Source organism: Rhizobium altiplani (assembly GCF_001542405.1).
Taxonomy (GTDB): domain Bacteria; phylum Pseudomonadota; class Alphaproteobacteria; order Rhizobiales; family Rhizobiaceae; genus Rhizobium; species Rhizobium altiplani.
In genome coordinates this window covers 80,146-92,268 of the sequence record NZ_LNCD01000092.1, presented here as the reverse complement: position 1 = coordinate 92,268, position 12,123 = coordinate 80,146, and the positions used below count along the sequence as shown (strand labels likewise).

Genomic DNA, 12,123 nt, shown 5'->3' with positions numbered 1-12,123 from the left:
CGGAGAAGGCGAGAATTCTGGATGAATTCGTCGTCATCACGGGCTTTCACCGCAAGCACGCGATGCGGCTGCTGCGGCGCCACAGCGGCGGAGTCAGAGGGCCGACGTCACGTGGAAACGGATCGAGCAGTTAGCCACCGACTACCTACCCAAGCCTTGCATCCTTGATCCATGGCCAAATGTACGCTTCGCCGTCAATCACCCGAGGTAAGAGCCACGTGCGGGAAACCCGCCCGCGTGGATCTGTGCGGGGGGCGCTCAGTAATAGGCGTCCCTACCGCGATATCACGTATTGCCGCACGTAACGATGCTCCCCGAGGTTTGAACGTTGCCTCATCCACTTTGCTCCCGACTTGGAGCAAAGGTCGGGCACGAAGATGGCAGGGGTTTCGCAGCGCCCGGCCTCCTTCGCGAGCTCCTGGAAATGCAGCTTATTAGGCGCCGTGCCGCCGCGAAAACGCAGCTCGGCGGACAGGAGATCGTCATCGAAGATATCGATGAGTGCGCGGCAGATGATGAGATCCTGCTCGACCTGACGCTGATCCGCCCATGGAACGATGCTCCCCACGCAACAATGTTCTGAGCGGGGATCATTCGTCGATCTCCGGCGAGCGGCGCACAATCACGTGCCAGCGATCGTCGCGCTCCTTCGGCGCCGGTGTGAATCCGGGGCGCGCGTCTCGTGTCGGTCGAGCTCCGTCTATGGCGCCGCGCCCGTCAGCGTAGGAGGTCAAGCGCCGTGAGGGCCGGAGATGATATTTTCATTCTGCCAGTATCCGTTTTGCGGTCCTCGATGCCCGCCTCCACTGCTGCAATGTCTTTGCGGTAGTAGAAGACGATCAGATTACGGCCTGCCTTGATCTTCGACATGCGTTTGGGCGTGACGATCTGGAATTCCATAACGGCCTGATGCGTGGCGTCCTGGTACATCGACGCGCTGATGCACCACGAACAGCAGCCCTACTATGTCGGCTTGCTGAAGGCGGAGCCGGCTGGCCGACGACCGCGTCATCGGGGCGATCATGAAAGGTGACAAGATCATGGTGATTGGACGGTAACCGGGAAGGCGAACGGCGCCCTGATACTCAGCCAAATGACCTGATATCGGGACACGTCACGGAGATTCTACTCGGCTGCGACCGCAGTCAGCTTTCCAGCGGTGGCGATCGCCTCCAGATCGTGCAATCGGACACCGGGACAAACTGAGCGCGCGATCTCGATGAGATGCCTATGGTGCGTCAGATAGACAACCTGTCCGCGCTGCGCCATCTCGGCGAACAGCCGGAAGGTCTCTTCAGCACGGAAATCGTCGAAGGACTCCATTATGTCGTCGGCCACGAATGGAACAGGCGGACGGCTTCCCAGAAACTCGTGGTAGCCTGCAACGCGGAGCGCCAAGTACAACTGGAAGCGAGCCCCCTTGGAGAGTTCGTTTGCGGCATTCGATCCACCGCTGGAGGAGACTGCGATCAGCACCTCGCCGTCCTGGCCGGGCTGCGCGGCGACGCCGCTGTAGGCGCCGCGACTGATCATGTTGAACGCTGCCGACGCGCGCGCCATCATGCCGCTGCGATGCCTTTCCCTGTACAGGCGAAGGGCTTGCTCGGCGGCAGCGACGCCGGCTCGCAGTTCCATGTACCGGCGCGCGGATTCCTCGATGTCGAGAAGAATGGTCCGGCGTTTCTCTTCAAGCTGCGCGACCCGCGCGTCGCCGCCGATCGCGTCCAGCGCGTCCTGGACTTTCGACCTCTGATGAAAGACTTCGCTGCATCGCTGATCCTGACCCGTAAGCACGGGCGTCAGGCGGGCAAGTTCACCTTCCAGGTCTTGCTTGTCCACTGAGGCGACAAGCTGCCGTAAAGCAGACATGTCCGCAACACCGCTGATTTGCAGCAATTCCTGCTCGAGACCGGAAATCGACCGCGAAAGCTCCTGACGCCGTTCGGCGATTTCCATTTGCGCCTCGACTTCGCCGAGTGTCGTCACGCCAAAAAAGGCAAACATTTCCAAAAGCCGTGCGTCGAGCACTTCCGTCGCGGCCTTTAGATCCGATTCTTCCTTGCGAGCGTCTTCAAGCTCCCCGCCCAGTTCTTCCCGACGTTCCTGGTTCAGGCCGGCGAGTCTGACGCGCTCGAATATGCGGTGCGCGAGTTCGCGTGGAGATCCCTCCGTCGGAATGCCAAGCTTCTCGCACAAGTCCAAGGCCCTCGCCTCGAACAGCGCCCTGTCCTTCTCCATCTTCTGGACCCGGTCGATCAGGCCGTCCCTGCTCTCGATCGCAGATGCCAGCTTTTCTAACGTGGAGAGAATTTCGCTCATCGCACCGGTGCCTGGGATCACGTCGAGTTCGCCCAGCCAGGAACTCTCGCAGATGAGCTTCCATTCCGACTGCCACGCCTCGGCTGCGAAAGACGCATCGGCAAGCGCCTGCTCGCGATCGACGCACTCGGCTTGCAATCGCCGCATCTGCGTCGCCTGACTGAAGGCCGAATTGAAATCGTTCACGGCGTCTTCTGCGGCCGCGACGAGCGCTGCTATGTCGGCGTCAGGATGGTATCCCACGTTCGCCGCGTCCATTGCCTCGATCAGTAGCCGTCTTGACCGACCGACACGATCGCGGACGTCGGCGATTTCCCGGTCGACATCGGCCAGTTCGTCCCTCGCCTTGAGAACGTCCTCTCTCTTTCGCAGCCAGTCCTCGAGCTCAAACGGGTCCGCCTCCAAACTGGATCCCGCGACAAGCGGGTCCAGCCTCGCAGTAATCTCGGACCGGATTTCTTCTTGCCGGTCCAGTGCCTCCCGTTGCGCGTGGCGCGCGGTCTCCACGTCCGTGCGAACCGCGGCATTGCGCTGAAGGAGCTGGTTGAGCTTGCCGATTTCCGAGAAGTGAAGGAGCCGCTGGGACACAAGGTGGTCGTCCGACTTCATCGCTTCTTCGAAGGCGTCGGCCGTCGCGTCGTCCATCGTCTTGCGGTGGGTGGCCCATGCTTCATCACGCAAAGCTCGACTGTCGGTGGAGTGCATCTCGTCGATCGCACTAACCAGACTGCGCACAGCATCTATCTCGGCGTCCAGTCTGCGGCCTTCCGGTTCAAGACGGTCAAGATCGGCGCGGGCCCTCCGGGCCTGCTCCGTCGCTAGCTTGAACGACGTCTTCCACTGCTCAAGCTTAACCGACGAGGGACATGCCATCGAAGACAGGTCTCCGATGGATCCGCGCCACGGCAGGAGGCGCGACAGCGTTTCGGCCAAGGCGACCGAAGCGGCGTCGCGACGCCGCGACAACGATCGAAGTGCGACCTCCTCGTCAGACCGCGGTATGGTCTTCACGGTGGCGGCCAGTTGTTCGTACGTCTTGACCTTATCGGGCGATAGGTCGGTGGTGGAGTTGCTGGCGCTTAGAACAGCTATCGCTCGCTCTACCTTCGCACACTCGTCCTTTGCGCTGGTCAGGCGGGCGTCGACGCCCGACTTGCCTTCCATCAACGCCCGAAGTGTACCAACCGTCGGCGCATCGAGGATAAGGCGAACGGGGGAAGCATCGCCCGGCCGCCCCAACTGAACCAGTATGCTCTCGATTGAAAGCTCGGCAGCTCTGGCAGAGAGCTTGGGAATGTCATTCTCGGCGGTAATGTACCGCGGCTGAAGATCCGACAGTTCGGCCACGCGTGCCGAAAGCTCCAATGCCACCGGGTCTGGAGCCAGTTTCTCCGCCTCACGCTCGATCTCTGCGATCGAGCGGGCGATCTGCTCAAGCTTCACACGGTATTCGATTTCGCTGCTTCGAAGTCCGGGGAGCTCGCCGCACCAGGATGACGGCGGCACCGGGACCTCTTCCGTCTGGGAGAACTCTCCCTTCAAGGTCGAGAGCCTGGCCATAGGAGAAAGCGCAGCGAGTATCCGCCTTACATCGTCCATCCGCCTCTGGGTCGCTGCTCGCTGCTCCAACGCGTCTTCATGAAGCCGCGAGAGATGCGCGCGCTCGGACGACAAGCGCTGAAAATCACTTACCCGAAGGTCGAGCGCTGCGCGCTGCTCCTTAAGGGTGGTCAACTCTGTCTTGAAGTCGGCGAGCGCGCCGCTGCGGGCGCGGTAGCGGTAGAAGACGTCTGCCTCTCCGCGGATAGACGACAATTGCCGGCTCAGGTCCGAAAGGCCGGCGCTAGCGGAGAACAGCAGCTCGCCGAGGTCCCCCTTGCTGGCCAGGATTCCCTCCCCGCCCTTTTCCAACGTCTTTTCGTCAAGCGAGAACATCGTTGTGAAGGCGTCGCGGTCGATGCCGCCAAGATCGGTTCTGATCAGGGCGTCGGGCAGCGAACGGCCATCGGAATCGAGCAGACTGTTCTGCGGCCGCTTGATCCGGACGAACTCGCGACTTTCTCCCGCAATTTCGATGTTGGCGCCGATCCTCATGGTTGGATAAGGATGCAGGAATCCGTACTTGCTTGACGTACCGATCCCGAAAATCAGGTCCAGGATGGCGTCGAACGTGGTCGACTTGCCGGCTTCGTTTGGCCCGTAGATGACATGAAGGTCCGGCGTCCCTCGACCCGGCTCCCCGAAATCGATGACGCTGTCCGTAAACTTGCCGTAGCGAGTAAGGTCGAGACGGTTGATCCGCATCAATCTACCTCGCCGCCACTACGAAGACGGGCCATCACGTTGACCGAGCCCTCGCGGGCGAAGAGCGCAAGGCTTTCTGTGAACGCTTTCTCATCCGTGCCGAAGATGTCCCGAAGTTCGGCGGGAAGCTGGCCGCGAAGTTCTTCCGCGATCGCCCGAACCTCCTGCTGATATTCCAGAGATGCGCCGACTTCGCTTTCGATGATCATGGAGAGTTCGTCCAAGGCGCCCGATCCGGCGCCCGGACGTTCTGGCGCGGTGCAGGACGTCTGCACCTTGTCGATCCAGACGTTCCCGCTAATGGAGCCGCGCGATTCTAGTTCGGTATGCAGAAGATCAAGATCCCTTCTGATGCGCCATGCGAGCTCGTTCACACCTCTGAGCTGAATGCGGGCTACCAGGTGGTCCGCCGTCACGGACGATCGCAGGGCGTCGAGGTGGGAGGACAAGTCGCCGACCATCGCCTTCCAATCGGCGGCGCCGGAGACGTCGATCGACAGTCTCTCGAACTGCGCCACGCTTGTCTGCCTCTCCTCTATGACGATCGACCGGTCATCGTTGACCGTAACGAGAGAAACGCTTTTCGGGCCGTCCTCGTTGACGTCGCGCCCTTGCGGCATGCCCGGCATCACGATTGCCGATGAACCGTTCTCAACGACTGACCGTCTATGGATATGCCCCAGCGCCCAGTAGTGAAATCCGCTCTGCTGTAGATCGGCAACGCCACATGGCGCGTAGAGATCGTGTCCGACGGAACCCCCAAGACTCGTATGCATGACACCGATGTTGAAGGCATCCGGCACTGGGAGGGTATAGTGCCGAAGCAGACTTTCCGGAGCGTGCGGCTTCGCGAAGCTTAAACCGTGGACAGCCACCGGGAAATGACCGTCGCCCCGCTCCATGACGACCGTCTCCGCGGTCTGGCCGAACACCTTCACCGTATCGGGCATGACCAGTTCAGCAGTGATCCTCGACAGGGCGTCGTGATTTCCTCGGATGATAAAGGTCTTTATTCCCGCCTCGTGCAGGCGTCGAAGCTGCTCCGCCAGGAAGCGGGCCGTCTTCATCGAAGTCTGGTCGCCGTCGTAGAGGTCACCTGCCAGCACAAGCGCATCGACCTTCTCTTCGAGACATAGGTCTATCACCCGGACGAAGGCTCGCCGGGTCGCGAGCCCGATCAGCTCCGAAAGGTCGGCGTTCCGCAACGCAAGCGTCTTCAGGGGTGAATCTAGATGAACATCTGCCGTGTGGACGAATCGAAAAACCAAGGTCGGTCCTCTTCCAGTCTGTCCGATGGATAAAACAGGAGGATAAAGAACGCCAGCATCAATTCATGATTTGTTCTTTTTCCACAGGATCGCTGCTCACCGGAAGCCAGATCAGGACGACCGCATGCGGCGGCCTGCTCGGGGTGCTTTCCTAGTCCTGCGTCGGGCGAACACGAATCCTATGACGAGGAGCACAATGACGACGACATAGCCTGAATGGTCCGCTCTCTTGCTCGAAGGTTCCTTCGACGCGGTTTCGTTGGGCGTCCGCGGTGTCTGCTGCGACGAAGTTGCAGGCTCAGCCGACGAGACATCGGACTGAAGCGCGACTGACGAGGCCGCAGGTGCGGCGGCGGTTGCCCGCGGAGTGACGGTGGGCTCCGTCTCAGCCACCGAGAACGAAAAGAGCGCCTTCAGCGAATCCTGGGTCACTACGCCCGATGGCGCGAGCCCGTGGGCGCGTTGAAATCCCTTCAACGCTGCGACAGACTTCGTTCCCCAGATACCGTCGGGCGTGCCGGCGTCGTATCCTTGCTCGGCAAGCGCCTTCTGAACATCGCGGACCGGTCGGATTTCCGCGAGTGCCGCGCCTGCAGACATCGTGCAGAAGATGCACGCGGCCAGTACCGCCGCGTAGCTTGCCTGAAAAATCATCCTGCCGCCGCCCCAATCAAGACGCGTCCCTATACAGTCGCCACTGCGATGGTTCTTGCGCTTGGCGTCTTTCGGCCCAGCTTTCCTATTCCCTCGAAGCAAAGTCAAAATAAATTTGGATCAACTTCAGCGATAATATTTTGGAATCATCGCAACCCAGCTATATCAGTAGCTCCTGGTTGCTCGTTCGGGCTGATATTCGTGACAATAGACATTGCGCCGATCTTCCGGCCCTATCTCGACGAAGCCATCGCACGCTTCTCTTATCTGCATCCTGACGTGGAAATCGCGACCACCGAGGAAGGCGTTGCACTGAGCAATTCCGATACGGGACTGATTGCCGAATTCCGGTATACGCTCTATCGCCAAAAGATCCATCGCGAGACCGACACGCTTCGCCGGGCGGTGATCGAAAGACTGCTGCGATGAACGTGATGCCGCTGAAGTTCCGGCCGGTGGGCGAGCAGGAATTCATCTTCTGCAACGACGCCGGCGGGTTCTTCCGGTCGAACGGAGCGTTCCTCGAACGCTACGTCCATGGCGACATGACTGCCGAGGACCGGGCCTTCCTCAAAACGAATGGGCACGCCTTCGATAACGTCAGCGACCTCGCGTACAACGCGTTCAGCTATCGATGGGCGAAGCGTCTTCACGCCCCTGCCGACCTCGACTACGTCATCCTCGTGCCGACGCTTCGCTGCAATCTCGCTTGTGCCTACTGCCAGGTCAGCCGCGTCAACGAAAACGCGCCCGGTCACGATTGGGACGCGGCGACGCTCCAGGCCGTCCTTCGCTGGCTCGACGGGCTGTCGACGAAGGCGATCAAGATCGAATTCCAAGGCGGCGAGCCTCTCCTTCGCCTGGATGTCTTGCAGGAGGTCCGCGACTTCGCGCGGCAGCGGTTCGACAAGGCGCAGTTCGTCGTCTGCACCAATCTCCAGGACGTTAGCGAGGCGGCCTGGGACTTCCTGTCGTCGGAAGATACCTTCGTCAGCACGTCGCTCGATCCCACCCGCGCGCTTCACGAACGCCACAGGACTTCGGCCGCCGCCGCAACAGAGCAGTTTCTCCGGAACCTTGCCCGCGCGACGAACGACGGGCCGGATCGCGTCTCGGCGCTGCCGACCTTCGATCTCGATGCCCTCCCCGATCCCCGCGAAGTCATCGACACCTACGCCTGCTTCGGCTTCCGATCGATATACCTGCGACCCGTCAATCATCAGGGCTTTGCCCGGAAACGCTTCCGGACGCGAGACATCAGCGCCGTCTGGAACGCCTATGTGCGCCGCTTCGTCATGACCCTCGTCGAATATAACGCGACGTCGGAGCGCCCGATGGAGGAGTTCTATTTCTCCCACTGTCTGCGGCGCATCGTGCGTGGCGGCCATGATGGCCACGTGGACCTCCGGAACCCCAACATTGTTGGGAGAGACTACGTGGTGGTCGACCACGACGGTTCGTTCTATCCGACCGACGAGGCACGCATGATAACCCGGCTGGGGCAGATCGACCTGCGCATGGGCGACGTTCATACGGGAATGGACTGCACGGTTGTCGACGCCCTGAACGCGGAAGCGCTCAACCTCTTCGATCCGGACTGCGTGCACTGTCCCTATCAGGCCTACTGCGGCGTCGACCTCATCGACGACCTTTCCAGATACGGGCGGATCGACCTGCCCCGTCACCTTACCGATTTCTGCCAGAGGCACACGGCGCTCTTCGATCTGGCTTTCGAACTGCTCTATTCCGACGATCCAAAGGTACGAAGATCGATCGCCCTCTGGTCCGGTCTTGATGAAATGGACCCTGAACTGACGAAGGTTCACCAATGATCGAGCTCCGCATCAAGGTCGATCCGTTTCCTCTCGTGGAACCTCTTGTGGTCAGGCTACGGGACGCGGCAAGCGGTCCAGGTCCGAACGACGCCGTCCTGATCGGCATGGAGGGATCGCGGCGGGAATACGATTTCCAGGGCTTCTCTCTGGCGCTCCATGCGGCGAGTGATCTCAAGCTCGACAACGACGTGATCATGATCGTGCCAGGACAAGCAAGCGCCCGGCGCCTGCTCAGAGCGGATTCGCAGCACAACACGTTCCTGGTCACCGAACAGTGCGACCAGTTGTGCCTCATGTGTTCGCAGCCTCCCAAGAAGCAGCATGTCGATCTGTTTTCCGAACTGGAGACCGCCGCGTCCCTAGCGCCGTCGAACGCCTACATCGGCCTGTCGGGAGGCGAGCCTCTCCTTCACAAGAGGAAGCTCTTCGACATGTTGTTGTCGCTGTCGAAGACGCGGCCCGACCTGATGTTTCATATCCTTACGAACGGCCAGCACTTCGGAGAAGAAGACATCGACACTTTGCAGGAGATCGGCGTCGAACGGATCCTGTGGGGAATTCCTCTTTATGCCGCAAATGCCGACGGCCACGATGCCATCGTCAAGAAAACAGGCGCCTTCGACCGGCTGCCCAAATCCTTCTCCATCCTGTTCGAATCCGGGGCCGCCATCGAGCTTCGAACCGTCGTCATGCAGCAGAATTACGACGAGCTGCCGGCACTGGCTGGGTTCGTCGGCACTGCCCTGCCCTTCCTCGAGCGCTGGGCTATCATGCAGCTTGAAAACATCGGCTTTGGCCGGATGAACTGGGATTCGAGCTTCAAGGACACCTCCACGGACTTTGGCAATGTCGCGCGCGCCATCAACATCGCCACGGCGCGAGATGTTCCAGTCCAGCTCTATAACTTTCCGCTGTGCTCGGTTCCGGCCCGCTACCGCCACCTGGCGCCGGCGTCGATCTCCGACTGGAAGAACAAGCAAGAACCCTTCTGCGCAGACTGCTCGTCGAGGCAGCGATGCGGAGGCTTCTTCGAATGGTATGACCACAAGAAAGGGTTCAGGGGGCTGGGACCGATATGAAACGACGCGTATTTCTCATTCCGTCGCTGCTCGCAGCAGGTTTCCTGCCGGCAAAGACCGACGCCATGCCGCTCGACCCGATCGTCAAGAAGCCCGACCCTCATTCGATCCTCGAGCGGCTCAAGATTCGGCATCTGTATTCGCTCGCCGGACACCGGTCCCATTCGAGCCATAGCTCCCACAGCTCGCATTCCAGCCACAGATCGGGCAGCGGTGGCGGCTATCTGCCGAGTACGTCCTACGCGAGCCCATCCTACAGCGATCCCTCGCCAGCTCCCGCACCACTCTATGCCGCCCCGACCTATTCGGCACCGCCTGTGCAATCACCGGTTCCGGACCCCGCTCCTGTCGCGCCGCGGCAGGCGGCACCCGTCAAGACGCTTCCGGGAAACTCGAACAAGTTCCGACAGGTCGTAATTCAGGTGCAATCGGGACTGACGGCTTATGGCTACTATGCCGGCGCACTGACCGGAGTCGTCGACAAAGAGACGCGCGCCGCCCTGAGCCAGATGCAGCAGGACAATAATCTCAAGGTGACCGGCACGATAACGGCCGAGGTATTGGATGCGTTCGGCATCGCGGTGCAGTAGCCCCGGACCCGGCCATGCTGACGAGTCCGAACGCCATGTTAGCAAGCGGTTCGCCCTCGTGAAACTGCTTGTAGATCCCGATCAGGCCGGCCTCTATTCAGGCTAGGGTGGCGCCTTCGATGAGCCTCCGTTACTATAAAATGGAGGCTCACATGCCCGCAGTGGCGGAAATGCTAAAGGTGAGCGAGGCTGCCGTTGTCTCGCGCGTGAGCCTGCGCGACGTCAATCGCGTCATCGACGAACACATCTTGCCGGGCGCGTTCGTTTCGCTAGACAGCGGTCGTCATGTCCTGGCCGGAGCCTGCTCGCTCATCGCGCTTTACTTCGAAAGCGCCCGCCACCTTACCTCGGAAGAACGCTTGTTTACCATCCGGACGGCAGAGGCCCGGCTCGCAAGCGCTCGCAGCCTTCCGTGGTCCGCCCTACTGCGTGAAGACTGGACCGTGCACCACGAGTTTCTGACGATCGATCTCATGCCCTTTATGAGGGGCGCGCGCGAACGGCTGGACGACCTCGCCGCGGCGCGAGAAGCCATGGCATCATCGCCCGACATCCTTGGTGGGACGCCGGTCATTCGTGGCACCCGCATTCCTGTCTATGATGTTGCCGCGTCCACAGCGGCAGGCGCTTCGACGGAACGCATTCTCGAAACGTGGCCTAACCTCGATGCAGAAAAGATCAGGCTCGCGACGATCTACGCGGAAGCCAATCCTTTGCGTGGACGTCCGCGTGTCTTCAGCGACCTTCACGAAGGATCGGTCATCCTCACGGATCGTTGCGTTCCCCACCGCGGTAGGCGAGATGAAGTTCCTGATTGATGAGTGCCTCAGTCCTGAACTGGCCAAGATGGCGTTGGAAAAAGGTTATGGTGAAACGAGCCATGCCGTTTGAACGAAACTCCGGTACGCCTTGCCGAAAGCGTAGCAGCGTGCGAGGGAAACTAAATCTTAGCCGGGCAGCGCGAATAGACCGTCTTTACAAGCGTTGTGTGGCAAGCCCTAACCTTCTCGATTGCGCACTTGACGACGCACCGCTAAGCAAAGAGGGTGTGATACACGAAAACGTGCAATGTGCGTCCGAGGACTAAAATGACAAATGGGGCCGAGAGACGTCGCCAAATGGTGGAGCGCGCTCAAAAGACGGGTTACGTTCCTTCGAAGATCATCGAGGACGAATTTGGGGTCGATAGCTCGACGATCCGGCGTGATCTCGCTCGTCTTGAAGCCGAGGGACTTATCATCCGTACCCAGGGCGGTTTCCTGCCAATCGAGACTAAGGAAGGGTTTGACTATCCTTATGAACCAAGACGAAAATTTCGCTCATCGGTCAAAGGGCAGCTCGGACAATACGCTGCGGGCCTGGTGAAGGATGGTCAGACTGTCCTCGTCGATAGCGGCTCGACCACATGGCACGTGGCAAATAGCCTCAAATCCAGGCAGAACCTGACCGTGATCACAAACGATCTTCAGATCGCAATGTTGCTCTCGGAATGCAGCAACATCAACTTGCACGTCACGGGCGGCGTACAGGTCGATACAGTCTATACGCTCGTCGGCCCCAACACGGTCGACTACATCAGTAAAATTCACGTCGACATCGCTTTCATCGGTGCCGAAGCCGTGGAGGCAGAGCTTGGCTTGAGCAATGTCAACGTCATCGAGGTGCCGGTGAAGCAGGCAATGATCCGCGCAGCCGATTGCGCCGTGCTTGTTGCCGATAGCTCAAAGCTCGGAAAACGGTCCCTTGCCCGGGTCTGCGGTATAGACGAGCTTTCGCAAATTATTACCGACAGTCGGATCGACGCGGAACAGCGCAAGGCCTTCGGCAAAAAGCTCCAAATCGTCGAACTGTAATACGTCGCTGGGCCTCCAGGGCAACCGAGCCGCCGCACTTGCGTTGGGAAAGCGGTTTGCGGGGATTGCTTATTTCGCAGACACGCTTCTCCCCCTCCCCTAGCTTCGGAGCTGCGATTACTTTGCGATATCCTCCGGGTTTGAGCAGAGGCTTATCGTTGCTAGATAGTGCACACTATCGTGCATTTATTGCTTGACTGCACACTATCGTGCATGCTTGA

At 60.1% G+C, this 12,123-nt stretch carries 11 protein-coding genes; 7 read left to right on the top strand and 4 right to left on the bottom strand.

The window, feature by feature from the left end; genetic code table 11:
* Window positions 1–424: 424 nt before the first annotated feature.
* Window positions 425–583 (top strand): hypothetical protein, encoded by a 159-nt coding sequence (locus AS026_RS44255; RefSeq protein WP_155951254.1) that lies wholly within the window; start codon window positions 425–427, stop codon window positions 581–583.
* A 134-nt stretch (window positions 584–717) separates the two neighbouring features.
* Here AS026_RS44255 and AS026_RS22575 read toward each other — a convergent pair whose 3' ends face one another.
* The 4 genes from AS026_RS22575 to AS026_RS22560 all read right to left on the bottom strand — a co-directional run bounded on the left by AS026_RS22575 (window position 718) and on the right by AS026_RS22560 (window position 6,545).
* Entirely contained in the window at window positions 718–930 is a 213-nt protein-coding gene (locus tag AS026_RS22575) for a type IV toxin-antitoxin system AbiEi family antitoxin domain-containing protein (protein WP_028747001.1), read from the bottom strand.
* 195 nt (window positions 931–1,125) lie between these two features.
* Window positions 1,126–4,623, bottom strand: coding sequence for an ATP-binding protein (locus AS026_RS22570; RefSeq protein WP_007539724.1), 3,498 nt, complete (start codon window positions 4,621–4,623; stop codon window positions 1,126–1,128).
* On the bottom strand, window positions 4,623–5,891 hold the full coding sequence (locus tag AS026_RS22565; protein ID WP_028747002.1) for a metallophosphoesterase family protein: 1,269 nt from the start codon (window positions 5,889–5,891) through the stop codon (window positions 4,623–4,625). The genes AS026_RS22570 and AS026_RS22565 overlap by 1 nt, the downstream gene beginning before the upstream one ends.
* A 111-nt stretch (window positions 5,892–6,002) precedes the next feature.
* Window positions 6,003–6,545 carry a peptidoglycan-binding domain-containing protein gene (locus tag AS026_RS22560; protein ID WP_007539721.1) on the bottom strand — a complete coding sequence of 181 codons (543 nt, stop codon included), beginning with the start codon at window positions 6,543–6,545 and terminating at the stop codon, window positions 6,003–6,005.
* Between the two features lie 201 nt (window positions 6,546–6,746).
* On the opposite strand from AS026_RS22560, the gene AS026_RS22555 reads away from it, so the two are divergent.
* The 6 genes from AS026_RS22555 to AS026_RS22530 all read left to right on the top strand — a co-directional run bounded on the left by AS026_RS22555 (window position 6,747) and on the right by AS026_RS22530 (window position 11,902).
* Entirely contained in the window at window positions 6,747–6,974 is a 228-nt protein-coding gene (locus AS026_RS22555; RefSeq protein ID WP_028747003.1) for a hypothetical protein, read from the top strand.
* The gene (gene hxsB / locus AS026_RS22550) at window positions 6,971–8,377 is read left to right on the top strand and encodes a His-Xaa-Ser system radical SAM maturase HxsB (protein ID WP_007539717.1); all 1,407 of its coding nucleotides are present in this window, start codon (window positions 6,971–6,973) and stop codon (window positions 8,375–8,377) included. Before AS026_RS22555 ends, hxsB begins: the two co-directional genes overlap by 4 nt.
* The gene (hxsC, locus tag AS026_RS22545; RefSeq protein ID WP_007539715.1) at window positions 8,374–9,459 is read left to right on the top strand and encodes a His-Xaa-Ser system radical SAM maturase HxsC; all 1,086 of its coding nucleotides are present in this window, start codon (window positions 8,374–8,376) and stop codon (window positions 9,457–9,459) included. Before hxsB ends, hxsC begins: the two co-directional genes overlap by 4 nt.
* Window positions 9,456–10,049 (top strand): His-Xaa-Ser repeat protein HxsA, encoded by a 594-nt coding sequence (gene hxsA, locus AS026_RS22540; protein WP_007539714.1) that lies wholly within the window; start codon window positions 9,456–9,458, stop codon window positions 10,047–10,049. The genes hxsC and hxsA overlap by 4 nt, the downstream gene beginning before the upstream one ends.
* 152 nt (window positions 10,050–10,201) lie before the next feature.
* A complete protein-coding gene (locus AS026_RS22535; RefSeq protein WP_007539712.1) occupies window positions 10,202–10,867 on the top strand; it encodes a DUF433 domain-containing protein in 666 nt (221 codons plus the stop codon).
* Between the two features lie 270 nt (window positions 10,868–11,137).
* Window positions 11,138–11,902: a DeoR/GlpR family DNA-binding transcription regulator gene (locus AS026_RS22530; RefSeq protein WP_007539709.1), complete on the top strand. Its 765-nt coding sequence runs from the start codon at window positions 11,138–11,140 to the stop codon at window positions 11,900–11,902.
* The last annotated feature ends 221 nt before the right edge of the window (window positions 11,903–12,123 follow it).

Bases quoted from the DNA above. Each gene is read 5' to 3' on its own strand.
- AS026_RS44255 (WP_155951254.1), top strand. From the start codon at position 425: ATGCAGCTTATTAGGCGCCGTGCCGCCGCGAAAACGCAGCTCGGCGGA.
- AS026_RS22575 (WP_028747001.1), bottom strand. From the start codon at position 930: ATGTACCAGGACGCCACGCATCAGGCCGTTATGGAATTCCAGATCGTC.
- AS026_RS22570 (WP_007539724.1), bottom strand. From the start codon at position 4,623: ATGCGGATCAACCGTCTCGACCTTACTCGCTACGGCAAGTTTACGGAC.
- AS026_RS22560 (WP_007539721.1), bottom strand. From the start codon at position 6,545: ATGATTTTTCAGGCAAGCTACGCGGCGGTACTGGCCGCGTGCATCTTC.
- hxsB (WP_007539717.1), top strand. From the start codon at position 6,971: ATGAACGTGATGCCGCTGAAGTTCCGGCCGGTGGGCGAGCAGGAATTC.
- hxsC (WP_007539715.1), top strand. From the start codon at position 8,374: ATGATCGAGCTCCGCATCAAGGTCGATCCGTTTCCTCTCGTGGAACCT.
- hxsA (WP_007539714.1), top strand. From the start codon at position 9,456: ATGAAACGACGCGTATTTCTCATTCCGTCGCTGCTCGCAGCAGGTTTC.
- AS026_RS22535 (WP_007539712.1), top strand. From the start codon at position 10,202: ATGCCCGCAGTGGCGGAAATGCTAAAGGTGAGCGAGGCTGCCGTTGTC.
- AS026_RS22530 (WP_007539709.1), top strand. From the start codon at position 11,138: ATGACAAATGGGGCCGAGAGACGTCGCCAAATGGTGGAGCGCGCTCAA.